22 protein-coding genes and 2 pseudogenes are annotated in these 22,657 nt (G+C 67.1%); 10 read left to right on the forward strand and 14 right to left on the reverse strand.

Translation table 11 applies throughout. From position 1 onward, the window contains the following. Positions 1-30 precede the first annotated feature (30 nt). Positions 31-462: a hypothetical protein gene (locus IMZ11_RS35655; protein WP_228646842.1), complete on the reverse strand. Its 432-nt coding sequence runs from the start codon at positions 460-462 to the stop codon at positions 31-33. A gap of 179 nt (positions 463-641) precedes the next feature. Between IMZ11_RS35655 and IMZ11_RS35660 the strand changes: the two genes are divergently transcribed. Continuing rightward, positions 642-1,334: a hypothetical protein gene (locus tag IMZ11_RS35660; RefSeq protein ID WP_228646843.1), complete on the forward strand. Its 693-nt coding sequence runs from the start codon at positions 642-644 to the stop codon at positions 1,332-1,334. Here IMZ11_RS35660 and IMZ11_RS35665 read toward each other — a convergent pair. Then, entirely contained in the window at positions 1,267-1,815 is a 549-nt protein-coding gene (locus IMZ11_RS35665) for a hypothetical protein (RefSeq protein WP_228646844.1), read from the reverse strand. The two genes, IMZ11_RS35660 and IMZ11_RS35665, sit on opposite strands and share 68 nt — an antisense overlap. Positions 1,816-1,865: 50 nt before the next feature. On the opposite strand from IMZ11_RS35665, the gene IMZ11_RS35670 reads away from it, so the two are divergent. The 4 genes from IMZ11_RS35670 (at position 1,866) to IMZ11_RS35685 (ending at position 4,986) form a co-directional block, all read left to right on the forward strand. After that, a complete protein-coding gene (locus IMZ11_RS35670) occupies positions 1,866-3,101 on the forward strand; it encodes an IS256 family transposase (RefSeq protein ID WP_228646845.1) in 1,236 nt (411 codons plus the stop codon). A 597-nt stretch (positions 3,102-3,698) separates the two neighbouring features. After that, on the forward strand, positions 3,699-4,058 hold the full coding sequence (locus IMZ11_RS35675; protein WP_228646846.1) for a helix-turn-helix transcriptional regulator: 360 nt from the start codon (positions 3,699-3,701) through the stop codon (positions 4,056-4,058). After that, positions 4,055-4,528: an SRPBCC domain-containing protein gene (locus tag IMZ11_RS35680; RefSeq protein WP_228646847.1), complete on the forward strand. Its 474-nt coding sequence runs from the start codon at positions 4,055-4,057 to the stop codon at positions 4,526-4,528. Before IMZ11_RS35675 ends, IMZ11_RS35680 begins: the two co-directional genes overlap by 4 nt. Then, positions 4,525-4,986, forward strand: a complete 462-nt coding sequence (locus IMZ11_RS35685; RefSeq protein ID WP_228646848.1) for a DUF6069 family protein — start codon at positions 4,525-4,527, stop codon at positions 4,984-4,986. The genes IMZ11_RS35680 and IMZ11_RS35685 overlap by 4 nt, the downstream gene beginning before the upstream one ends. Positions 4,987-6,619: 1,633 nt before the next feature. On the opposite strand, the gene IMZ11_RS35690 is transcribed toward IMZ11_RS35685, so the two are convergent. From IMZ11_RS35690 to IMZ11_RS46475, 6 genes and pseudogenes are all read right to left on the reverse strand, one after another. Further along, entirely contained in the window at positions 6,620-7,555 is a 936-nt protein-coding gene (locus IMZ11_RS35690; protein ID WP_228646849.1) for a tyrosine-type recombinase/integrase, read from the reverse strand. A 174-nt stretch (positions 7,556-7,729) separates the two neighbouring features. Beyond that, positions 7,730-8,692, reverse strand: coding sequence for an ABC transporter permease (locus tag IMZ11_RS35695; protein ID WP_228646850.1), 963 nt, complete (start codon positions 8,690-8,692; stop codon positions 7,730-7,732). Next, positions 8,689-9,534 carry an ABC transporter ATP-binding protein gene (locus tag IMZ11_RS35700; RefSeq protein ID WP_228646851.1) on the reverse strand — a complete coding sequence of 282 codons (846 nt, stop codon included), beginning with the start codon at positions 9,532-9,534 and terminating at the stop codon, positions 8,689-8,691. Before IMZ11_RS35700 ends, IMZ11_RS35695 begins: the two co-directional genes overlap by 4 nt. After that, positions 9,531-9,923 carry a GntR family transcriptional regulator gene (locus IMZ11_RS35705; protein WP_228646852.1) on the reverse strand — a complete coding sequence of 131 codons (393 nt, stop codon included), beginning with the start codon at positions 9,921-9,923 and terminating at the stop codon, positions 9,531-9,533. The genes IMZ11_RS35700 and IMZ11_RS35705 overlap by 4 nt, the downstream gene beginning before the upstream one ends. A 322-nt stretch (positions 9,924-10,245) precedes the next feature. After that, complete coding sequence (locus tag IMZ11_RS35710; RefSeq protein WP_228646853.1) at positions 10,246-10,416, reverse strand: hypothetical protein; 171 nt, start codon at positions 10,414-10,416, stop codon at positions 10,246-10,248. After that, positions 10,416-12,748: pseudogene (locus tag IMZ11_RS46475) on the reverse strand (Tn3 family transposase). Before IMZ11_RS46475 ends, IMZ11_RS35710 begins: the two are co-directional and overlap by 1 nt. Positions 12,749-13,107: 359 nt before the next feature. Between IMZ11_RS46475 and IMZ11_RS35720 the strand changes: the two are divergent. Both IMZ11_RS35720 and IMZ11_RS35725 read left to right on the forward strand, forming a co-directional pair. Beyond that, positions 13,108-13,523: pseudogene (locus tag IMZ11_RS35720) on the forward strand (YciI family protein). Then, a complete protein-coding gene (locus IMZ11_RS35725) occupies positions 13,523-14,749 on the forward strand; it encodes an RNA polymerase sigma factor (RefSeq protein ID WP_228646855.1) in 1,227 nt (408 codons plus the stop codon). The pseudogene IMZ11_RS35720 and the gene IMZ11_RS35725 overlap by 1 nt, the downstream one beginning before the upstream one ends. On the opposite strand, the gene IMZ11_RS35730 is transcribed toward IMZ11_RS35725, so the two are convergent. The 4 genes from IMZ11_RS35730 to IMZ11_RS35745 form a co-directional block, all read right to left on the reverse strand. After that, entirely contained in the window at positions 14,714-14,875 is a 162-nt protein-coding gene (locus IMZ11_RS35730; protein ID WP_228646856.1) for a hypothetical protein, read from the reverse strand. The two genes, IMZ11_RS35725 and IMZ11_RS35730, sit on opposite strands and share 36 nt — an antisense overlap. 534 nt (positions 14,876-15,409) lie before the next feature. Next, on the reverse strand, positions 15,410-15,547 hold the full coding sequence (locus IMZ11_RS35735) for a hypothetical protein (protein ID WP_228646857.1): 138 nt from the start codon (positions 15,545-15,547) through the stop codon (positions 15,410-15,412). A 230-nt stretch (positions 15,548-15,777) separates the two neighbouring features. Continuing rightward, on the reverse strand, positions 15,778-16,995 hold the full coding sequence (locus IMZ11_RS35740) for an ROK family transcriptional regulator (protein WP_228646858.1): 1,218 nt from the start codon (positions 16,993-16,995) through the stop codon (positions 15,778-15,780). Positions 16,996-17,139: 144 nt separating this feature from the next. Next, positions 17,140-18,900 carry a hypothetical protein gene (locus tag IMZ11_RS35745; RefSeq protein ID WP_228646859.1) on the reverse strand — a complete coding sequence of 587 codons (1,761 nt, stop codon included), beginning with the start codon at positions 18,898-18,900 and terminating at the stop codon, positions 17,140-17,142. A 129-nt stretch (positions 18,901-19,029) separates the two neighbouring features. Here IMZ11_RS35745 and IMZ11_RS35750 point away from each other — a divergent pair, with 129 nt between their 5' ends. Next, positions 19,030-19,617 carry a TetR/AcrR family transcriptional regulator gene (locus IMZ11_RS35750; RefSeq protein WP_228646860.1) on the forward strand — a complete coding sequence of 196 codons (588 nt, stop codon included), beginning with the start codon at positions 19,030-19,032 and terminating at the stop codon, positions 19,615-19,617. Positions 19,618-19,815: 198 nt separating this feature from the next. Here the strand turns inward: IMZ11_RS35750 and IMZ11_RS35755 are convergent, their stop codons facing one another. Together IMZ11_RS35755 and IMZ11_RS35760 are read right to left on the reverse strand one after the other, a co-directional pair. Further along, positions 19,816-20,700, reverse strand: coding sequence for a glycosyltransferase family 2 protein (locus IMZ11_RS35755; RefSeq protein ID WP_228646861.1), 885 nt, complete (start codon positions 20,698-20,700; stop codon positions 19,816-19,818). 229 nt (positions 20,701-20,929) lie between these two features. After that, entirely contained in the window at positions 20,930-21,202 is a 273-nt protein-coding gene (locus tag IMZ11_RS35760) for a hypothetical protein (RefSeq protein WP_228646862.1), read from the reverse strand. Positions 21,203-21,337: 135 nt separating this feature from the next. Here IMZ11_RS35760 and IMZ11_RS35765 point away from each other — a divergent pair, with 135 nt between their 5' ends. Beyond that, entirely contained in the window at positions 21,338-21,580 is a 243-nt protein-coding gene (locus IMZ11_RS35765) for a hypothetical protein (protein ID WP_228646863.1), read from the forward strand. Positions 21,581-21,936: 356 nt separating this feature from the next. Beyond that, positions 21,937-22,443, forward strand: coding sequence for a class I SAM-dependent methyltransferase (locus IMZ11_RS35770; RefSeq protein WP_374463188.1), 507 nt, complete (start codon positions 21,937-21,939; stop codon positions 22,441-22,443). Positions 22,444-22,657: the final 214 nt, after the last annotated feature.

A 22,657-nucleotide genomic window follows, 5' to 3' on the forward strand; every position in this document is an offset into this window, starting at 1 on the left:
TCCCGACGATCAGCCCTCACCGGCAGCTGCTTAGAAACTCGTGATCCACAGGTCTTGACGATTGCTCTCCCCCGAGCCAGCACGCCTCTTGCTGCTTGCCTTACGTGCGTGACAGACCATGTATGGGATCACGCTCAGCAGCTTCTCAGCAGCTTGGAGGATAGAGGCGGCCACAGCGAGTTCGGCGAACCGCCCGGCCGGAGTGTCCAGCACGTCGGCGAACACGCGCCGCATCTGCGCTGCGACCTCCGGCACCGGCAGCGTGTAGGCGTGCAGGGTGGCCGCGTCCCACCCGGCCGGGGCCGAACCGATGCCTTCCCAGTCCAGGATGGTCAGAGGAGCAGAGGTCAGGTTCGCGGGATGGAGTTCCGTGGCAAGTCCAAGCGTGTTGTTTTTGTTCCCTGGGATGGATTCTCGGTGCCCGCATGACGGCCGTCTGACTGTGACCGCGAGAAGCAGCAACGTTTGTTCGCTGGTTTGAGCGACGGTCGCGGGGGCTTGGGGCGGTGATGTCGATGAGATTTAGCGACGGTGTCGGGGTGCCCTTGACGGACATTTCCCCAACCGCCAAATGCGGCCGATCCCTGGATCGTATGGAACGTCCGCCGTACAAGTCATGATCTTTGCGGTAGGAAGGCATCGTGACCAACGATCAGCGGCAGGGCAGTCGACGGCAGGACCGCTCACGTGTGACCCGTCCCGTAGAGATCCTGGTGAGCGCCCTGGCGGTCGGAGCAGGATTCGGCGCGGCGACCTCCCTCGTGAACGCCCTCTCCCATAGCTACGCCGACCTTGAAAGCCGTGCCTATACCACCAGCGGGTGGTCCATCGCGGAGATCATGAGCGTGCTGCTCGACTCCGGCTGGGCTTGGGCGGGTTTGGCGGTCGCAGTGGGGTGGCTGGTCACACGCGGCAGGGAGGGCCGTCCCGCAGCATTGGCGCGGGGTGGGGCTGCCGCTGGCGCACTGGCCCTTCTCGCCGCCACGGCCGCCTACAGCATCGTGGACAGCATTCGCAGCGGCGGGCAGATCCCCTGGTACGAGTCCGAATCGCTCCTGTGGTGGGTCGCCAGTGTCGTCTTCGGAGCGCCCCTGGGTGCCGTTGGTGCATGTGTCAAGCGATCGGGAGCGATCGGTTTGCTCGCGAGGTTGATCGTGCCGGTCGGCGCCGCCGTACAGATGGTCGTGCTCCCGCCCGGCAGGAACGAGGTGGTCGAGACCATAGGGAAGACGATCGTATGGACGGCGGCTGCCGCGAGTATCGGCTTCATCGTCGCCTGGTTCCTCCTCGTGGAGCGACGTCGGCGCTCTCTGGCAGCTGCGGCGTCGCCGTAAGAGGAGTGGAGCGCGTCTGCAATTCTTCGCCCCAGACGACGAAGCGGCCCGCCCCGAAAGGACGGGCCGCCCTGATGACGTAGAGAAGATGGTCCGCATGGCGGCCCGCGGTGCGGTCGCGTCCGTCGTTGCGACCTCGCCAGCTCCGGTCGGGGCGCCCGTCAGCGCCGTAGCCGCGAAGGCCGACATCCTTCCAGAGCCGGAAGGCCCGCGGGGTCAGCCACTTCACGTTCGAGCTGCGGACGTTCTTGGGCATGAGCTCCGGAGTCGACGTGACCTGTCCGTTCGGCAGTACGACCTCTCGAAGCTGCACCGGGCTCGCGGTCACGTAGCCCCGTCGTGCTGCCCAGTCGTAGAGCAGCCGGAAGGCGGTCAGCTCCCGCCCGAACTTCGCGCCGCCGACGACCCGGGTTGCGTCCATGGAAGTGGTGTAAGAGTTTCCGCTGGTAGAGGCGTGGCGTCGTGAAATGAGGACGGCCATCGCGTGATCCTTCGTGATTGCGACATCAAGATCGAAGGAGAACAAAGGCGATGGCCGTGAACAACAGTGTGGACTCTGCCGGCTGGCTGGCGAAGCAGATCGAGACCGACGACCCGGATCTGTTGCGATCTATGGTGAAGACCATGGCCGAGGTGTTGATGTCGGCCGAGGCCGACAGCCTGTGCGGCGCCGCATATGGCGAGCGCAGCGGCGAGCGGACCAACTCTCGCAACGGCTACCGCGCCCGCGCCTGGGACACCCGCGCCGGGACGGTCGAGCTGGCGATCCCGAAGCTGCGCCAAGGATCCTACTTCCCGTCCTGGCTACTGGAACGCCGCCGCCGGGCCGAACAAGCCCTGATCAGCGTGGTCGCCACCAGCTATCTGCTCGGCGTCTCAACTCGGAGGGTGGACAAGCTGGTCGAGCAGCTCGGCATCACCGGGATCTCCAAGAGCCAGGTCTCAGCGAAGGTGCTGGATGAGCAGGTGGAGGCCTTCCGCACCCGAGCCCTGGACGGCGGGCCGTATGCGTTCGTCTGGCTGGACGCGTTGACGCAGAAGGTCCGCGAGGGCGGGCGGATCGTCAACGTGCACGCCCTGGTCGCCACCGCTGTCAACGCCAACGGGCAGCGGGAGATCCTCGGCCTGGACATCACCTCGCGGGAGGACGGCGCGGGCTGGCTGGCGTTCCTGCGTGGCCTGGTGGCCCGGGGCCTGTCGGGGGTGCAGATGGTCATCTCCGACGCCCACAGCGGGCTGGTCGAGGCGATCGGGGCGACCCTGCCCGGGGCCTCGTGGCAGCGGTGTCGGACCCACTACCTGCGGAATCTGCTGACGACCGTGCCGAAGTCGGCTCAGCCGTGGGTGGCCACCCTGGTGCGGACGATCTTCGATCAGCCGACCGCCGAGCAGGTCCGCGCTCAGCACGCCTGGGTGATCGACGCGCTTGCGGGCAAGTACCCGGCCGCGGCCGATCATCTGGATCAGGCGCGGGAGGACCTGCTCGCGTTCGCTCAGTTCCCGCGAGAGATCTGGAAGCAGATCTGGTCGAACAATCCCCAGGAGCGGCTGAACAAGGAGATCCGCCGCCGCACCGACGTGGTCGGCATCTTCCCCGACCGAGCCGCGATCATCCGTCTCGTCGGTGCCGTGCTGGCCGAGCAGACCGACGAGTGGACCGAGGCCCGCCGCTATATGGGTCTGGATGTCCTGGCGAAAGCACGTCTACGCGTGATCCCCGGTGACACACCCGGCCAGGAACACCTCCCGGAAACCCTCACCGCTTAACCTGCAGAAACGGATCGCGTGGTGGCTACTCGTACACCACCTCCGTGGACGTGACCCGCAAGCCGCGCCGTACTGACGAAATGCTCGCCCGGGGTTGCCGCCGCCCGAGCGCGCTCTCAACGTTCGATGACATAACCATGATGATCGCATACGAGGGCGTGTCGTCTGAGCTGCCCAAGTGCCGGCGCATTCCGGCGCGGCCGGTGACCCCGTGGAGATGAGCGCGGCTATCCCCGCAGCCAGGACAGCTGCTTTGAACCTTGACGTCATCGAACTTCTCCTTTCCGAGGGAAACCTGCTGGTGATCCCGCCCTGCGCGAACACGAGCTGAGCATCGACCGATTCGCGGGCGGTGTGAGCCGCCAAAAATGACCGTAGGAGAGCCACCGGCCCGTCCCAAAGCCTTTCAATCATGGCTAAAAGGGGCTGTTCGCGCGCGAGCCCCGGTTCAGTAGGAGGTGCCACCGGAATACGGCGGAAACGGGCCGCGTCCGCCGGAGAGCGCACGTCAGGCGGTGGGAGTGGACGGTGGCACCCCTCCCACGTGCTTGCGCTCGGTTAGTGCACCAATCGGTTCGGTGTCATAAAGTGAACCGTATGGTTCAGCAAGAGGTCCTCGATCGTACGTTCGCCGCCCTCGCGGACGGGACCCGGCGACAGATACTCATCCGGCTTGGCCAGGGTCCCGCCACGATCGGCGAGCTGGCCGAACCCTTCGGCATGTCGCTCACCGGCATGAAAAAGCACGTGCACGTCCTGGAGAACGCCGGACTGGTCACGACAGAGAAAGTCGGCAGATCGAGGCAGTGCCGACTGGGAGCCGAGCGCCTGGAGGACGCCATGTCGTGGATCAGCTTCTACCAGCGCCTGTGGGAGCGCCGACTCGACGGTCTCGACGCCTACTTCACCCTCAAGAACGCCCCTGAGACGAACACCGGGAAGGACACCGAGCGATGACGCGGAACGACACCGAGACCATCCAGTTGCGCACAACCCGCGTGCTGCCCGCGACCCCCGAGGAGGTCTTCGACGCCTACACCGACGCCGAGAAGCAGAAGGTTTGGTTCAGCATCCTCGACGAGGAGCCCGGCATCGTCGAGATCGAGGTCGACCTGCGCGTCGGAGGCCGACAGACCGCGGTCTGGGGACCGGACGCCGACAACCTGTTCCGTGAGACGCAGACCTTCCTGGAGATCGACCGCCCGCACCGCCTGCTCACCGAGTCCACCGGCAGCACTCCCGACGGCATGACCATGACCACCACCATCGAGGTCACTTTCGAGGAGTACGAGGGCGGCACCCTGCTCACGGTCGTGCAGAGCGGCTTCCCGGCGCCCGAGGTCCGCGACTTCTTCGTCAAGGAGGTCTGGTCGGGAGCGCTCGACCGGATCGAGGCGTACCTGCGCCGTGCGGGACAGCCATCATGACGCAAGGCGCCAACCCAGGCGCGCCCGCATTACGCGCTCGTGACCGGGCTGCCGTCATCGTCGCCGCCACCGTGGCTGTCGCGCTGGTCCTCAACCTCGCCATCTACGCGGTGGGGCGCGCTCTTGGCGGTGAGTTCCGCTTCACCGCCGAGGGCCAGCCGGCCGAGGTGGACGCGATCACCCTCGTCGGCTTCACCTCCGTGCCGCTGCTCGTCGGGATGACCCTGGTGGCGCTGCTGTCGCGCATCTGGCGCTGGGTGATCCTCGTGGCGATGGTCGTGGGGCCGGCACTCGCCCTCGTGACCATCCCGATCATGACCATCCCCGCCGACCTCGACGAGGCCAGCACCATCACGCTCGCGCTGTGCCACATCGCCCTGGTCCCGGTGACGCTCACCGGCCTCCTGGTACTACGCGCCCTCCGCCAGGAGCCGACACTCGCACCGGCGTCAGAGTAGCGACAGAGGGTCCGGCGTGCCCCGTCCGGGGATGACCTCCGGACGGGGCGCCCCACGCCGGCACGTCTCCCGCAAGCCCCTCATCCCAAAGGAGATCGACGCGTCTCTGGTGACCGCGGCGTGGAAGCGGCCAGTGTTCGCCAACCCCGACCTGCCCAAGGGCGCGGTGGACCGTGACGCGTATGTGGTCTGTGTCGGCCTTTGGGGAGGATGGGTGCGGAAATTGGCGGTAGGCCCTGCTACCTGCAGTGTTCCGAGAGCCAGAGCCGACACTGCTGCATTCTGCCGGGTTCCCCTGGACAGGAGCCGATGCGGCTGAGCTGCGGAAACGGCAATCCTCCCGAAGGCCTATTCCGGTGGCACCCCAGTAGGGGCGGTCGGAGCTGAGCACCATGCGCATGGCTCGCAGGAGAGGCAACGGCGAGACCACCTGAGCGCTATACCAGCGGCCCCTTGGACTCGTGGAAAAGAGGGCTCGACGCAGGGCCAGAGGTCCGCCGCTCACGCTTTTGATGGGAAGTCGCCGCGCGCGGGCGGAAGAACCGCGGTCTCACACGGAACGCGCAGGACTCGATCATAGCCATTCGGTCCTACCACGTCTTCCCGCGATAAAGATTTACCGCCCTCATCCCATCGAATCTGTCAGTGGACTCTATATCAGACAGAATTGAACTTCTGTCTGGTATCAGATTTTTAAGCTCCTCAGCTCTCCCATGCCCGGAAACAGCTTCACCTGGCGAAACGGACATCGCGACGGAACTGGACCAAAAATTGATCATGAGAAATCACGCGGTGGATCCAGGCTGAGGTGACGTACGGCGCTATCGGATCGCACTCCGTCCGGTCGCTGCATTTTCGAACGTTCCAGGCTGGGGCCAATCTCAACTCTTGCCAGTAAGCCGAATGACAGGAATACTGACTGAGATCATTCACTCCCCGGAGGTCTTCATTGTCGATCACTCGCCGCAGAACCAGCGTGATTGCCGCCGGAGCGTTACTCGCCCTTCCCCTCGTCGGACTCACCAGCCCGTCTGCCGTAGCTGACACGAACTGCGGAAGCTGGCCAGGAAACGGAATCGCGGATCACGACGTTCTAACGCGTACCGTTACCCAGGGCGGTCGTACGGTCAAGTTCGCGCTGGTCAACCAGCGAATCAGCGACCACTCCTTCGCGGCTGTCAGGAGCGGTTACAGTTCCGGCGATCAAACCTGGGTCGACCGTTCCTATGACGAGGGCAGGAACTGGACGCAGTGCGGCCCTTTCAATTCGAAATTCTCCAATGACTTGAACAACTACCACAACTGGATGCGGGCATGCGTCCGTTTCAATGGAGCGAGCTTCTGTACGGGTTGGTGGTACGACACCTAAGTCGTACACCGTAAGTTCCGTCGCTCACCCGGCAGTGATAGTCGGTGAGAACGAGTGAGTGCAGCGGCCTCACATGCGAATCGCCGTGTGAGGCCGCCGATCTCCTTAGTAAACGGAGCGGGTTACCGCTTGAGTAAATCGGATGCGGGCACCTTCCGACATTTCGACGGGAATAGGCCTGTCGTTAACGAAGCTGTCACCAAGTACACGCGATCGCGTTTGCCCTGATCAGCGACATCTGATCCTGGGTCCCGGCCCGTGCGATCAGCGTGCCACTCGGTCACGGCGCCGCCGGGCGGCACGAATCTCGGCGTTGGCGACCTTGTCGTCCAGTAGCGCGTACAGCTGGGTGGTCTCGGTGCTGGCGTGGCCGAGGCGGCGGCGGACGGCCTCGATCGATACCCCGGCGTTGATCAACTCGGTGGCGTGTGCGTGACGCAGCTGGTGGATGTCGATCTCGACTCCGGCGGCGGCGCAGTAGGTCTGCCAGCGGTGGTGGGCGGCGTCGTAGGACAGCGACCCGCCGGTGCCATTGATGGAGGCGCGGAACAGCGGGCCGGCGGTGTAGCCGGCGCGGGCCAGGTAGAGCTTGAGCAGGGCGACGTAGCCGCGGTCGTCCAGCAGTACGGTGCGGACGCTGCCGCCCTTGCCGCAGATGCGCACGTGTTCGTCGTCCAGGCGCAGATCGAGGTCCTCGACGTACAGGCCGCAGACTTCGGAGGCGCGGGCGCCGCAGACGTAGGCGGTCTCGAACAGCACCCGGTCGCGCAGCCGGTCCAGGGGCAGGTCCTTGCGCGGCCGCCGCGAGCAGATCACCGCGAGAGCTTTGGCGACGTCGGCCGCCGCGGCGGGGCGGGGCAGGTTCTTGGGCACCTTGACGGTGTCGATGCGGTCCATCGGGTTGGCCTGCAGGAGGTCGTGGCGGACCGCCCACTTGGTGAAGGAGGCGACGGCGGCGCGCTTGCGCTTGCGGCTGGCCGGTGACAGGTTGGCGATCTCGGCCAGGTAGGCACGGATGGGTGCGGCGGTCAGCTCAGCGATCTCCTCTCCGTGGTGGGCGGCGAAGGCGATCAGGTCGCCGCGGTAGGCGCGCCGGGTGTGCGCGGAGGCGCCAGCGTTGGCCAGGTCGGTGAGGAAGTCATCGAGATGGCGGGCGAGCGGGTGGGCGCGACCGAGCTGCTCGGCGATGACCGGATCCATCCCGTCCGCCTCCACCGTTCGCGAAGTTGCCAGATAACCGGGAAACGAAGCGTCCGCGCCGGGTGGCGGCCCGCCCAGCTCGCGCTACGCCCGTGATCGCTATCTTGCCGGATAACAAGGATTATCTAAGAACCGCCGACCCGTACTGGATCGCCTCCTGACGGAACTGGCCTGTCAGCCGGGGCGGCGGAGGGTGTGGCGCACGGCCAGGCCGCCGAGGGCCGCCGACGCGAGCGCCAGGATCCCCGCCTCGGTCCACTGGAAGCGCCAGAACCTGGATGGCGGATGGTAGTACACCGCGTACCGGTAGCCCTTGCCGAACAGGCACGCCTGCCATGCATCAGTGTTCTTGCTGCTCTGCCCCACGTCCACCCGGCGTGGGCAGCCGCTGTCCGACGGCTCGGCGACCTCCCTCCCGGACGGTTCCACCCAGGCGGTGCTCACCAGCCGGGCGTCGTGGTCGTCCAGCAGCACGGTGCCGGACAGCTCTGTACGTGCCGGCTCGGCGTAGTAGTCGCTCAGCTGGAACAGCGTGAACATCGTCACCGTCACCCCGGCCACGACCAGTGCCATCGCGGGCAGCGTCCGCCGGAACAGGGTGCCGGCTGCGGTGCCGAGCGCGAACGCGTACAGCCACCACGCCGCCGGCTCCACCCCGACCATGTTGAACACGCCGATGTTGCCGAACGTGGAGTCGACCCCCTCCCTGAACACCGGCCGCCAAAGGCTCACCATGAGCGACAGCAGCAGGCCGCCCGCCACGACCGCCCCGCCCAGGGTCGACAGTTTGACCGCCAGCCACCGCCACACGGGTACGGCCTGGGTCCAGGCCAGGCGGTGGGTGCCGCGCTCGTACTCGCGGCCGAGCAGCGGCGCGCCCCAGAACGCCCCGATCAACGCTGGCGCCACCAGCGGCATCCAGCCGAACACCGAGTAGACCGTGTCATAGCGCTGCCCGAGCGCCACCGCCAGGTCTCCGCACGCCACCGCGGGCCCCGGACAGCCGGGCGGGGCGTGCTCGGCCACGTACCAGCTCGCCTCCACCGCCGAACCCAGCAGCAGCACCCCCAGCAGCGCCAAGAAGCCCGCCGTCACGAGGATCTGCGCCCGGTGCTGGCGCCACGTCACCCAGATCACGCGCCCACTCCCGTCAGTTTCGGCAGCACTGCCGACTCGGGGCTGCGCAGGTAGCCCATGACGAGCTCCTCCAGCCCGGGGCGCCGCGCCTGCCAGCGGGGATCGAGCAGGGGCGCACCCCGGACCAGCATGCTGACTTGCCTGCCGGCACGGCTCGCGCTCACCACCTGCGTCCCCGCCATCGACACCTCGTCCGGCCCGGTGACCACGAGATGCCCGTCGAGCAGCTCCTCGATGTCACCACTGACCTGCAGCCGACCCCCGTTCAGCACGATCAGCCAGTCGCACGTCTCCTCCAGGTCGGAGACGACGTGCGAGGACAGCAGCACGGTCAGCTCCCGCCCGGCGACCTCTGCCATGATCGAGCGCATCACGTCATGGCGGGCGAGGGGGTCGAGGTTGGCCAGCGGTTCGTCCAGCACGAGCAGGTCGGGCCGGCTGGCCAGTGCCAGCGTGACCGCCACCTGCGCCTGCTGCCCGCCCGACAGCCTGCTCACCTTCCGCTCCAGCGGGATGCCCAGCCCGGCGAGCCGGTCGGCAGCTGCGGCGTCGTCCCAGCGGCTGTTCATGCGGCGGCCGAAGGTGAGCATTTCGGCGACGGTGAAGCTCTCGTACAGTGACTTGTCCTGCGCCACGAACGCCGCCTCGCCGGCCACGCGGACGCTCCCCAGCGTGGGCCGCAGCAGGCCGACGGCCGCGTGCATGAGCGTGGTCTTGCCCGCGCCGTTGGGCCCGACGAGCGCCGCCACGCGTCCCGCGGGCACCGACAGCGAGCAGTCGCGCAATACCCAGGTACGGCGATAACGGACCCCCAGCCCGGTCGCCTCCAGCGCGGAACTCATGCCACGCCCTTCTTTGCGGTGTCGGCCAGGACCACGGTGAACAGCGCCCGCAAGTCCTCCTGATCGAGCCCGGCCGCGCGGGCGTCGCGCACCCACGCTTCGAGATCGCGCCGCAGCCGCGTGTGCTCGCTGAGTGTCGCGCCCGCGATGCCGTGCCGGACGAACGTCCCCATCCCCGGCCGCCCCTCGACCAGCCCTTCGCGCTCCAGCTCCCGGTACGCCTTGAGCACGGTGTTGGGGTTGATGGCCAGGCTCTCGACCACCTCGCGGGCGGTCGGCAGCTGGTCACCGGGCCGCAGCGTACCGAGCCGGAGCGCCTGTTTGACCTGGTGAACGAGCTGCAGGTACGTCGAAACCCCCGAGCTGCGGTCCAGGTTGAACTCGATCAACCGAAACACCCTTTCACTATGGGAATAGCGAAATGGTGTTGGATTCGGCTGCCCGTTGTCAACCCGTGGTCGTCACGCAGACTTCGTCTTCGGGCACTCCCCGTTCGTCGGTTGCCAGACGAATCAGCCGCGGCCCGCCTCCTTGCCTAACGTGGCTTAACGACCTTCAAGTGGCTGACCGGCTAGATCGCTCGGCAGCGCTAGATAACCATCGGCGCCGCCAGCACGCCCACACCCTCAACGGCAGGGCTGCGGCGTACGAGCTCGCCGTCCGGCTGGCGGCTGGAGGCCGCCGGCGGCACTACCCGGGCTGGCCCGACGGCTACCCCTCCGCCGGGGACGGCGGCCCGGTGAGGTCCAGACGGCGGTCGCGGCGCAGCTGCACAGTCCCGTACGGGGTCATGTTCACGGTGAACAGCGGGGTCAGGCCGCGCCGGTCGACGTCGGTGAGCACATCGGCCCACTCGGGCTCGGCGAGCGTGTCCTGGATCATCAACGTGTTGATGTACCCAGGCTGCTCTGCAAGATCTGCAGGCCGAGCATGGCCACCTCCTGCTCCTCACGCTTGTTGGAGGCCAGCTCGCCACACTTGCCGAAACGGATGTAGTCATTGACCCCGTTGTAGTTCTCCACCACGTTCAGCCCGGACTCGGTCTCGTGCTGGAGATCCCTGTCGCGCAGCCATCGAGCCAAGAAGATCGTCCGTTGGGCGCAGCCGACCTCCAGCATCGCCGAGTAGGCCGGATGGGTGGTCTCGCCCTGAAAGCGCCGCATCAGCGCCTCGGTGGAGGCGGTGCCCTGCCGGATCGCGGTGGCGTACTTGATGATCATGTCGTAGTTGTTCTCGATGAGCTCCGGCCGGATCGGCCGGGTCAGCGCCGGGCGCAACAGCGGGTAGGCGAAGCGGTCGCCCCTGCCGGGCAGATACAGCTTCATCACGTTGATCTGCTTGAACCGGGCGACCAGGTCGAAGTTCAGCAACCGGGTGCTGCCGAACCCGATCAGCGAGGCGCCATGAGAATCGACATAGTTGGTCTCGACGTTCATGTTCGTCTCGTGCCGCATCGCGCCCTCGACCATGGCGTGTACCTCCGAGGCCGAGCAGGTCAGGTGCTGGCTGTAGATCGCCATCGCACCGGCCGTCTCAACCGTCCAGTAGATAAGCACACCCCGCTTGGCCCGCTTATACCGCGAGTGATAGTCGGTGAAGATGTTCTGATCGAAGGAGGAGAAATGGGTGGAGTCGGAGGCCACCGCGGTGGTGCCCTCCCCCACAGCCACGCCTGCCGGGCGGCGAAGGTCGCGTTGGCGATCACCTTGGCCACCTGCCGTGCCCCTGCCACCGACAAAAGCCAGCGACGCGAATACCTCAGGTCCTCCTCCGAGTACGGATGCTCGCCCGCGGCCACCGACCGGATCCCGGCGCCGGTGCCGAGCGCGTAGATGACCAGCAGCATCCGCTCGAAGAACTCCATCGGGTCCATCCCCAGCCGGGTGCCGGCCGGAATCAGCGCATTCAGACAGCCGGTGCGCAGCGCAGTCTCAGTGAACATATCCAGCAGCGGCACCACCCCCCAACGGGAGCGCACCGCAGCCTTGAGCTTGCGCAGGTTACGTGGCTCCGGCAGCGGATCGAGCGGGGACAACGCAATCGCCCCGCCCTTCTTGCGCTCGACGATCTGCAGCCACGGCAGCGACGGCAGGACGTCGTGCAGCGCTGACAGCTCGGCGTCCATCTCCTCGATCAGCTCGGCGGTAAAGTCCTTGGCCTCCAGCGGTTTACGCAGTTTGGCGTAGTTCTCCTCCAGCTTGTCCTCAAAGTCGGCGGGCAGGTCCAGGTCGGGGTTGCGCCACTTGTAGGCGTCGTGCACCCAGATCTCCTTGCAGCGCAGCTTGTCGCGCAGGGTCTGGAACACCCCGCACTCGTACACACTGCGCAAGATCCGCCGCCGGCCACTCTTGTCAGTGCGGTACATCAGCTCTGCCAGCTCCGCCGGGACGATCTGCTCCACCGGGACGGCCTCGCCGGTGGCGTAGTACTTGGTGCGGTTCGTCGTCTCCGCCTTGTACTGCTTGATCAGCGCCAGCTCGGTCATCATCGGCGCGTGCACGGTGTTGGCCGAGCCGAACTCCAGCGCCTCCAGGATCTGGATCAGCCCGGCCCGGTAGTGGTTGGTGTAGGAGGCCTTGAACACCCGCTGCCGGTAGGAGGTCCCCTCGCTTTGGTACTCGTGCCACAGCGCCACCAGCGTGTCCACCCCGCCGGGCACTACGGGGTAGATCGCCTCGCTCACCGTCTCCTCCGGTGCCTCCAGCGCGGCCTGGGTCATCTTGAACGGAATGTTCTCCTTGCCCGAGACCCGCTTCAGCTCGGCGATGAACTCCTCGGTCACCTTGGTGTCGGCACGGGCGTTGATCCGCTGCACCGTGGTGATCAACAGATCAACCAGCGCGTCGACGATCTCCCGCCGCCGGCAGTGCAGATAGGCGGCCAGCAATGTCACCTTCAGCTCATCGCCGTGGCGGCGCAGGTGGCTGGGCGATGACACCGCCACACGCGCCCGCCACGACAGCAGCACCCCCGGCGCGATGTCGTCGAAGATGTCCTCCGGCAGCCCGATCGCCTTGATGGCGCCAAACTTGAACACCTCCTTCTCCATCGCGGTGACGCTGACGTTGCCCGGATCCTCCCGGATCACCGCGAACACATCCGCGTCCTCGCCATCCGCGGACGTCTCCTCCTCCTCGCCCTCATCGGCTGGCGCCTCCTCCTGCTCGGCCGCCCCGGCGCCGCCACCGCCGCGACGGGCGATCAGGGTGAACATCCGCTCTGCCACGTCGTCGCTGATCCGCGAGGAACACGCAGAGTCAGCATCTTCTCGGACTGATCCAGCGCAGAACCGACGATCCGCTGCAGCCGCTGCTTGGACGGCGGCTCAATCAGCTCATCCTTCAGGTGAGCAAGCGTCGCCGCCTTCCAAAGATGCGACGATAAGCTTTCTGATCAGCAGGGCGTCCGCGTCAGCCATCGTTCAGGGGCCGCTCTGACGGGCGAAACGCGGGTCGGAGGGATCGGCTGCGTCGCGGCGAGAGATCTCTCCGGGGCCGTGTCGATCCGCGGGCCGCTCGTTCGACGTGTGGGTGCGAGGGCCGAGAGGCGGCCCCGACGGACGAGGAGAACACGATGCCGAAGTACCTGCTGATCATGCGGGGCACCGACGAGTCGAACGCGGCCCTGATGGCCAACATCGACGAGATGATGGCCACGACCCGCCAGTTCATCGAGGAGATGGTCAAGGCCGGCGTTCTCCTCGCGGCGGAAGGACTGGACGATCCGGGCCAGGGCGTCGTGGTCGACTTCAGCGGCGAGGCCCCGGTGGTCACGGACGGGCCGTACGGCGAGACCAAGGAACTGTTCGGGGGCTTCTTCCTGCTCGACGTCGCCTCGAAACAGGAGGCGGTCGAGTGGGCCAAGCGGGTCCCGGCGGCCCCCGGGTCCAAGATCGAGGTCCGGCGGGTGCCCGGGAGCGACGAGGTCCCGCAGGTCGACGAGTGATCATCGAGGACTGGGCCGGGCGCGAGAGCAACGGCCAGATCTGATGGGTACGGCCGATGTCGAGGCCGTCTGGCGGATCGAGTCGGCGCGGATCGTCGCCGCGCTGACCCGGTTCACTGGCGATTTCGGGCTGGCCGAGGACGCGGCCCAGGAGGCGGTGGCCGAGGCGCTGGTGTCGTGGCCGCTCGCCTCTCCGGCCAATCCGGCCGGCTGGCTGATGGCCACGGCCCGGCGGCGGGCGATCGACGCGATCCGCCGCCGGACCGCCCTCCAGGACCGATACGCCCTGCTGGCGGCCAACTTAGCGGTCGGCTCGGCGGCTGACGAAGAAATCGGTCCCGACAAGATCGATGACGACGTGCTGGCGCTGATGTTCGTCAGCTGCCACCCGGTGCTCTCCCCCGAGGCCCGGGTGGCGCTGACCCTGCGCGTGGTCGGCGGCCTGTCCAGCGAGGAGATCGCCCGCGCGTTCCTCGTACCCGTGCCGACCGTGCAGGCCCGCATCACCCGGGGCAAGAAGACGATCGCGGCGGCCGGGGTGCCGTTCGAGTTGCCGCCGGCCGCCGAGCGCCGGGAGCGGCTGGGCGGCGTGCTCAGCGTCCTCTACGTGATCTTCACCGAGGGGTCGACGGCCACGTCGGGCGACCGGCTGCTGCGCCCCGACATCGCGTACGAGGCGATCCGGCTGGCCCGCACGCTGGCCGCGCTGCAGCCGGACGAGCCGGAGGTGCACGGCCTGCTGGCGTTGTGCGAGCTGACGGCCGCGCGTTTCCCGGCCCGGACCGGCCCGGACGGTTCGCCGGTCCTGCTCGACGAGCAGGACCGGCGGCGGTGGGATTTCTCGGCGATCCGCCGTGGGCTGGCCGCGCTGGCCAAGGCATCGACTCGCGGCCTCGGCCCCTACGGCCTGCAGGCCGCGATCGCCGCCACCCACGCGTCGGCGCCCTCGGTCGAGGCGACCGACTGGGACCGGATCGTGGTGCTCTACGAGGCACTCGGCCGGGTCGCACCCTCGCCGGTGGTCGAGCTCAACCGGGCCGTCGCCGTTGCCATGGCCTCGGGCCCGGCGCAAGCCCTGGCCATCGTGGACGAGCTGATCGCCTTGGACCGGCTCTCCGGTTCGCATTTGGTTCCGACCGTACGCGGTGAGCTGCTGGCCCGACTCGGACGGCGACCGGAAGCGCGGGCCGAGCTGGAGTTGGCCGCCCGGCTGTGCGCCAACCAGCGCGAACGCTCAGTGCTGCTGCGCAAGGCGGCCGCGCTGGGCTGACTTCTCCAGCTCGGCCAGCCGGGACTCAAGCGCGGCCCGGATGCCGTCGATCGCATCGGCCCCGACGGCCGAATCCCCGAATGCGGACGGCGGGAGCGCGGCGAACCCGGGGAGAAACTCGCCCACGGTCGACGCGTAGACCTCGTCCGGGACCGACCGTGGCCCAGGTGCTTTGTCAGGCGAGGGTGGCAGCAGCGGTTCGATCAGATCCCATAGGTCGTCGAGGACCCACGCCTCACTCGTGCTCCACCGAGCGAGGCTGCGTTTTCACATCATGGCGCTGATCAACATCTATTCAGCAGATCGTGTGAGGGACTTTAAGCATTGCGAGGTAGTTATGCGCCGTACACCCTCATCTCGGCAGAAGTGCGCATCGCACATCGTTCATCACGGCGGCCGAGTTCTACGGAGAGTCCCCTGGAGACGTGTGCCTACTGTACCTCGCCAGGATCTCGGCCGTGGTCAACAAGTGGCGCTCGCTCTCACGAACACCCGCACGCGGTAGGCCAGCGAAGTGGCGCCGAAAGTGACCAACATCTGGCTCCCGAGTCAAGACACAGGCGAAGCACTCCGCGAAGAGTTCGGCGACGTCCTCGCGGTAGGGCAAGATCAGCATCGGCTCCGCCCGCAGCAGCTTGCCCTGCTCCGCCCGCACGGATTTCACGAGCGGGGGCGGGGTCCGCCGATGACACCTGCGGTGTCGCGGCCGCCGCCGGACGGGTCGACCGCGACGGCGGTCTTCTGCGGTTCGATGCCGTCGCCCAGGTCGCGGATGAGCCGCAGCAGTTCCTCCGACACCAGCGCACATTCCGCCGGTTGGGGTCGCCCTGGCCGAGCGTGTGCCAGTCCCGCACGATCGACCTGCGTTTCATGTCGTCCCACCACGCCAGCAGCACGGCCCGGTCCTTTGTGCGGATCTTCGGGTGCGGCAGCGGCCCGCCGACTTCAGCGCCAGGGGTCAACTTTCAGACGTCGATAAGGGGTCAGGAATTCAGGCGTCGACGACAGTGCCGCGCCTGAATCGATCTCTAGAAGAACACACGTTCACGTGCCTGTTCGATCGCGACCAGCAGGGCGCCGCGCACGACGGGTCCGTCCAGGATCGTGCTCGCCTCCACCCGCGGCCGGGCCGGACATATGCCGGCGACGGCCCGCTGAACACGACCGGCGAGTTCGTCACCTCCGGCCGACCCGACATCGCTGCCCAGCACGACGAGTTCAGGATCGAGAACGGCGCAGATGGAAGCAACCCCCAAAGCGATCCGCCGGGCCAGCTCGTCCAGGAAAGCCGCCCCTTGCGCACTCCCTGCGGCGGCCGCCACGCTCTGCGCGGCATTCTCCCCCGCGATCTGGTACCTGACGGCGAGTTCTTGCACCGCCCGCCAGCCCACCAGGGACTGGAAAGCGGCACCTACCTCATGGCGGCTGCGATCGAAGCCGCCATCGCTGACGGCCGCGCCCGGGACGGGCAGCCAGCCGAGTTCACCCGCCGCACCCGCTGCCCCGCGCAACAGCTGATCCCCCACCATGACGGCCGATCCCGGCCCCCGTCCGATCCAGACCAGCACGAAGCTGCGCGCCTTGCCCGCGGATCCGAGCGCACGTTCGGCTATCGCGGCGAGGTTGACGTCGTTGTCGATCGTGACGGGCAGCCCCACCTTCTGGCGGAGGGCTTCGATCACATCCCCATGCCAGGCGGGCATGTCATAGCAGAAGTGAATGTGGCTTGTCACCGGATCAATGACGCCGGGCAGGGCAATCACGCACGCCTGCACCTGTGCCATGTCGATCCGGGCGGTCCGGGTGAGGCGTTGCACGATCGTGTGCGATGCTTCGGCCGGATCCGCGGTGACATCGGTCGGGACCGTCGTCTGCGCCAGCAGCCGCCCCGTGATGTCAGCAAGAACGGCGGTCGTCGTGTCCCGGTAGACCTCGATCGCGATCACCTGGCCGCACGACGGGTTGAGCTCGTAAAGGGTCGCGTTGGGCCCGCGTCCTCCTTCTTGCACGCCGGCCTTGATGACCAGGCCACGCTCCTCCAAGCGAGACAAGACATGGTTGGCCGTCACCTTCGACAGCCCGGTCATCTCGCTCATCTGTGCCCGGGTCAGCGCTCCCGACGACCCCAGCAGCTCCAGCGCGGCACGATCGTTCAGCTCACGTAACAGACGCGGGCGCCCAGGCTTTGTGATCACGTGATCAATCCTGAACCGGCAGAACGCCTCGGTGTAGCCGAACGTAAGCAACGCGACCCCGGTGCCACGTCCACCTCCAAGAATTATCAGACTGGTGTCGAACGCTTACCTGGCGGGCCTTAACCCAAGATCAGCAATACAGGAGCAGGCACACGTGATCTCGGTGCCGATGCCGTCGGCACCGAGGCCAGGCCGTCACTGCGCGTAGGACTTCAGCGTCGAGGTCAGCGGTCCGAACCCGCGCTCCATCCCGCCCGGCCGGTTGCGCGCGAGCCAGCATTGCCGGTACTCCGTGATCAACGCGTTGAGGTCCGCGCGCAGCGCAACGTCTCCGGGGGTGGCCAGCCCTGCCGTACGGCCCAGCCGCCAGGCCCCGTGCCGCGCGAGCCCGATGGCCGCGGCGAGTTCGCGTACCGCCAGCGCGCCATCACGCGAGGCCGGACGGGCCTGTTCCAGCTCGGTCAGCGCCTGGTCCAGCGTCGTGATGACCGCCTCGACCAGGCCGGCGTCGGGTTCGTGCGTGACGAGATGCCGCTGCTCGGGGATCAGGGCCGCCTGCAGTGGGCTGCCGTTGAATGAGCGCTGGCCGGTACGTCCCCATACCCGCCCGACGGCGTCGATCACGCCGCCGAGCACGCCGGCGCAGTCGCGGAAGATATGCCGGTCGAGTACGGCGGGCAGGTCGATGTCCGCGTTGCTGGCCAGGCACCAGCTCGCCGCACCGGCGTACACGATAGGTGGGTAGGACGTACAGAATGCCTGCAAGTGGCCGTTGTCACCCCATTCGGTGAGCAAGAGGCCGCAGGCTCCGTTCGCCAGGCCGGTGCGCACCGCGTCGGCGATGTTGCCTATCGCATTGTCGATGCGGCCCACCAGCGAGTTCCACGTGCCGGTGCCCGGTGCGACCAGGAACGGCACCCCGCTGCCTGGCAGCCCCTTGAGGGCTTCGGAGAAGCCGTCGAAGGCGATGTTGATGCCCAGCTCATCGATGACCTGCTGGAAGTCCGGCGGGATCTCGATGCGTTCACCGTTCGGGCGGGGAGACTCGTAGGTCCAGGCGACGGCCGTACAGCCCGCTGGCAGGCTTTCGACAAGTTCCGGGTGGTGGGTGATGAAGTCCGCCCAGAACTGCGGCCGGTAGCCCTGGGCGAGCAGGGGCTCCATCAGGCGGCGTAGATGCCTGAGGTAGACCTCGCCGGTTCCGAGTTCGGCCACCTGGGCGGCGCCGGCGCCCCTGCCCAGTTCGAAGGGCTCGTCGCAGTTGATATTGACCTGGCGGCTGGTGAAGTTGGGCAGCAGTTCGGTGAGCAGGCCGTGGGCGAACGCCGCGCTCTCCTCGTCTGCTTTGAGGGTGGCGGAGGGCATCGAGAATCCGGCCACGGCGAAGCCGTCCTGGCATTCCGCGAGGTGGCGGTAGGTGCTGTGGGAGAGCCAGGCCTCCATGTGGGTGTAGGTGCTCTGGTTGGGCACCAGCTCGATACCGGCGCCGGCGCACAGCGCGTCGAGGTCGCGTATCTCGGCGGCGGTCATGGGGGATGCGCCGCGCCACACGCCCTGGTGGCCGGTGTAGGCAAAGGTGTGCTCGGTGTAGAGCTGGAGCTGGTTGTAGCGGGCGATGCGCAGCACCTCGATGAGGTGGATGAAGCTCTCCCTGGTGGGAACGCGGCCGCGGCTGACGTCGAGCAGGAAGCCCCGTACAGGAAGGTCTGGCCAGTCCTCGATGTGAACCGCCGGCCAGGCGCCGTCGCCTTGGGCGCGCAGCTGCTCAAGGATGTCCCTGCCGTAGCGGAGTCCGGCGTCGTCGGCGTACCGCAGGGTGACGTCCAGTCCGGTGGTGTCAAGGGTGAAGCCTTGGGTTGGAAGGCTCCCGTCGAGAATCTCGGCGATGGGTGCGGAAAGGTCGGCACCCTCTTCTGCGACGGTCATGAGCCGAGGGCGGGGAAACAGCTCGATCATCGGACTCCCCTTGATGCGGTCGAAGGGTAGCGTTCGGACACGGTCTCGGAGGTACATGGACAGCATCGCTGTTCAATTGACCGAACGGTAGATTGCGTTATGTTTTCGTTATCTTTGGAGGTGGTTGCCGTGCAGCAGAAGCGGCGCAAGCGTGCCGATGAGCGACGTGCGGAGATCCTGGCCGCTGCCGAGAGTGTCTTTGCGGAACGCGGCTACCGAGCCGGCTCACTCGCCGCCATCGCCGAGGCCGTGGGCGTCTCCAAGCAGACCCTGCTCCACCACTTTCCGACCAAGGAACACCTCCTCGTTGCCGTGCTGGAACACCGAGACCTTCACAACCTGGGCATCGTCGCCGACATGGGACTGACGATCGAGGCGATGGCCCGGCTGGTCGACTTCAACCTCGACTGGCGCGGGCTTGTGCACTCCTACACCGTGCTGTCCGCGGAGAGCGTCGCCGAGGACCATCCCGCCCACGAGTTCTTCACCGCGCGCTACGACCGCTCACGCCACGCCCTGGCCGACAGCCTGCGCGCAGAGCACGGCGACCGGTTGCCGGGCGGGCTGACCCCGGATCAGGCCGCGTCCTTGATCATCGCAGTCAACGACGGGCTTCAGCTCCAATGGTTGCTCAACTCCCGGGACGTGGCGATCGGCGAGCTATTCCGGGCGTTCCTGGCCACGGTGGTGGAAGGCGCACCGCCCGCGAGGACCTGACCGGACGCCGCCCTGAAGGCCTCGGGGAGGGCCGGGTCCGATTTCGGCACTCTGGGCAGCGGCCAGAATCACAGCACATGAGCCCGATCCGCATTGATCTTCCTGGGCTGGGGCGAGATCAGGCTCCGGCACGCCGGTGGCTCACAAGTAGGGCCCGCACGTCCTCACGGGCTTGCGGGCTTGTTTCGCGTTGGCGGGTCAGACGATCGGAGGACGGCCGGCACGGGCCAGCCGCAGAACCGTGCCCCAGGCCATCGGTCGCCGCTGCCCGTGCCCGCCCTTGAGCCCCTCCCCCAGCCCGGCGAACCAGACAGCGAGATTCGCGCGGGACCGGATCCGGGCGATGCTGAGCACCGTCCAGGCCGTCAGATAGACGGGGACCAAGGCGGCAGGTAGCCGACGATAGGCCAGCCACACCCGGTTGCGGGCGACGAGACGATAGAAGTCCGCGTGCCGAGAGGGGACGGTGGCGGGGTGGTGGATGACGATCTCTGGTGCGTAGTAGCCGGTACGTCCGAGGTCCCACAGTCGCCAGCTCAGATCGATGCCTTCGTGAAAGAGGAAGAAGTGGCCGGGCCAGCCGCCCGCCTGCTCGTAGTCGGCGCGGCGTATCAGGACCACCCCCTCAGCCATGACGGTGACCGTCCCTGGGCGGGTGACATCAGTAGTGCGCAAGCGTGGAACCCAGCGGCGCATGGTCACGCCGGTGTCGGGATCAGCGATGCGCGGTTGAACATAGGCCGCTTCGGGATGGCGGCGCGCGACAGCCACGAGCTGGTCGAGGGTGTCGAGGGTGGGTAGGACGGCGTCGTTGTCGAGGAAGAAGACGAACTCGCCGGCGTCCGGCCCGGCGAGGGCATCGGCGCCGGCGTTCCGCCCGGCGGGGATGCCCTCGTTGACGGGCAAGACCACGGTACGGACCCCGTCCGGAACGTAGTCGGGTTCGACACCGTTACCGACGATGATCACACGAAGCTCGACGTCCTGCTGGGCAAGGAGGGACTCCATCGCCCGTTTGAACGGCTCGGGCCGGTCGTTCATGGTGAGGACCACCACGTCGATGGTGGCCTTCGGGTTGGTCATCGTGTCTCCCGGATGGGTGTAGCGCTGGGCGTGCCACCTGGTGGGGGACGAGCAGGGGTCACATTATGCGTCGTTCCCGTCGCGTTAACCCGCCCACCCTAGTGGCCGTCACCTGCGGGTTGGGCCGAATCGCGGACGGGCGACTGGGCGGCTCTCGCGAATACCCGGCACGGTCACGCCTTCCACAGATCGTGCAAGGCGACGACCACGCGATCGACGTCCTCTGGGGTCATGGCGGGGTAACAGGGCAGGGACAATTGCCGGGCGGCGACGGTGTCGGTGTAGCGAGGCCACGGTAGAGCCGCAGGTGGTGGACGGGCGCGAAGTGCCTGCTGGTCGCGATCCTGTGCTCGCTGAGGAGACGTTCGGCGACCATCAGGTTGCCGACGTTGGTGTACTCCATGCTCTGGAAGGTGACCATGCCCCTCTTCGGGTCGAGGCTGCTGATGAAGCACCTCTTCAGCGCCATCATCTGGGCCCTGGCGGAGCCGGTGAACAACACGGGCAGACCTCCTGATTAAAGAGAAAGAGCCGTTGAACGGATAGGCCCCGCGACGCCTGGCGGAAAATGGGGTGTATTGACTTCGTTACTTTCAGCGAGAAAGAGTGAGGTCCCCGGAAACTAAGGGAGATCGTCGTGAGCGTGCGCGTAATCCTGATGCTGATGGGCGGTCTCATCCTTTTTGTGGTGGTCAACCCGGACGCGGACGGACTCTGGGCCCTCATGCTCTTCGGCTTCCTGGTCTTCCTACTCGCCGTGGTCACATCTGACTACCCACCGACCGGGCGTGGCGGCGGCGATGGAGGCGCCGGATACGACGGAGGCGGGAGAGGCGGAGACGGCGGATTCGGGGGCGACGGGGGAGACGGCGGCGATTAAGAAGAAAGAAGCGCCCAGCCGGGATACGGCTGGGACCGTCAGGGAGGGGGATTACTCGTAGAGGGGGGGCCGCGTAGGACAACTGCCTGCGCAATGACTCCTCGGTGGGGATGTTCGGGGCAGCGTTGATCGTGATGTTGTAGACCTTCGTCGCTCCGGACTGGCCGGACAGCTCGGGATTCTTCTTCCAGATGCTTGGCAAGATCCGAGCGCTCAACAGTTTGAATGCGTTCGTGGGCCCTTAGGGGCGAAAAATCGTTGGACAATCCCTATGCCCATGACGATCGTCGGCGACATGCGACAGGAGGATCTGGGACGTCGATACCGCCCAGCGCTATGACACGCCAGGCACCGGCATGTTCGCGCCCGAGGTCTTGGGGCCGACCGTGGACCGCCTCGTCGAGCTCGCAGGCGGCGGACAGGCGCTCGAGTTCGCCATCGGAACCGGCCGTGTGGCCGGCCCGCTCCCCGAGCGAGGGGTACCCGTCACAGGCATCGAGCTGTCACGTCCGATGATCGACCAGCTGCGGACGAAGGTGCACGAAGCGACGATCCCCGTAATCCTCGGTGACATGGCGACCGCCGTCGCCCCGGGGAAATACACGCTCGACTACCTCGTCTACAACACGATTTCGAACCTGCTCACCCAAGCCGAGCAGGTCGCGTGCTTCCGCCATGCCGCCCGGCACCTCACACCCGGCGGCCGATTCGTGATCGAGCTCTGGGTGCCTGAGCTGCGCAAGCTCCCACCCGGGCAGCAGGCGGTGGTGTGTCATCGCCGACCGGCTCGCCGCAGACCCCGCCAGGCTGTCGCCATCGCTCCTGGCCTACGTCGGCCACCCCGCCTACGGGGCCACCTGTAGCTTCCAGCGAAATTACAACGCTAAGGCCCATCGACCGGTGTGCGCGTCGCGTAACAGCACCGCGACGTCACCACCGGCGCCAAGCCCTGCGAGTGACGCGCCCCGGATCCCGAACTGGAGAAGAGGTACCACCCGTCATGAACGGGGACGTGCATCTGCTGGATCCGCCGGCCCCGACTTTACGTCGTGATCGAAGGCGTCCGGTACGAGGTCG

It is taken from the genome of Microtetraspora sp. AC03309 (genome assembly GCF_020826795.1).
Taxonomy (GTDB): Bacteria; Actinomycetota; Actinomycetes; order Streptosporangiales; family Streptosporangiaceae; genus Microtetraspora; species Microtetraspora glauca.

Bases quoted from the DNA above. Each gene is read 5' to 3' on its own strand.
- IMZ11_RS35770 (WP_374463188.1), top strand. From the start codon at position 21,937: ATGTTCGCGCCCGAGGTCTTGGGGCCGACCGTGGACCGCCTCGTCGAG.
- IMZ11_RS35680 (WP_228646847.1), top strand. From the start codon at position 4,055: ATGACGCGGAACGACACCGAGACCATCCAGTTGCGCACAACCCGCGTG.
- IMZ11_RS35725 (WP_228646855.1), top strand. From the start codon at position 13,523: ATGGGTACGGCCGATGTCGAGGCCGTCTGGCGGATCGAGTCGGCGCGG.
- IMZ11_RS35675 (WP_228646846.1), top strand. From the start codon at position 3,699: ATGGTTCAGCAAGAGGTCCTCGATCGTACGTTCGCCGCCCTCGCGGAC.
- IMZ11_RS35690 (WP_228646849.1), bottom strand. From the start codon at position 7,555: ATGGATCCGGTCATCGCCGAGCAGCTCGGTCGCGCCCACCCGCTCGCC.
- IMZ11_RS35665 (WP_228646844.1), bottom strand. From the start codon at position 1,815: ATGGCCGTCCTCATTTCACGACGCCACGCCTCTACCAGCGGAAACTCT.
- IMZ11_RS35745 (WP_228646859.1), bottom strand. From the start codon at position 18,900: ATGATCGAGCTGTTTCCCCGCCCTCGGCTCATGACCGTCGCAGAAGAG.
- IMZ11_RS35710 (WP_228646853.1), bottom strand. From the start codon at position 10,416: ATGATCCAGGACACGCTCGCCGAGCCCGAGTGGGCCGATGTGCTCACC.
- IMZ11_RS35700 (WP_228646851.1), bottom strand. From the start codon at position 9,534: ATGAGTTCCGCGCTGGAGGCGACCGGGCTGGGGGTCCGTTATCGCCGT.
- IMZ11_RS35755 (WP_228646861.1), bottom strand. From the start codon at position 20,700: ATGACCAACCCGAAGGCCACCATCGACGTGGTGGTCCTCACCATGAAC.
- IMZ11_RS35685 (WP_228646848.1), top strand. From the start codon at position 4,525: ATGACGCAAGGCGCCAACCCAGGCGCGCCCGCATTACGCGCTCGTGAC.
- IMZ11_RS35670 (WP_228646845.1), top strand. From the start codon at position 1,866: ATGGCCGTGAACAACAGTGTGGACTCTGCCGGCTGGCTGGCGAAGCAG.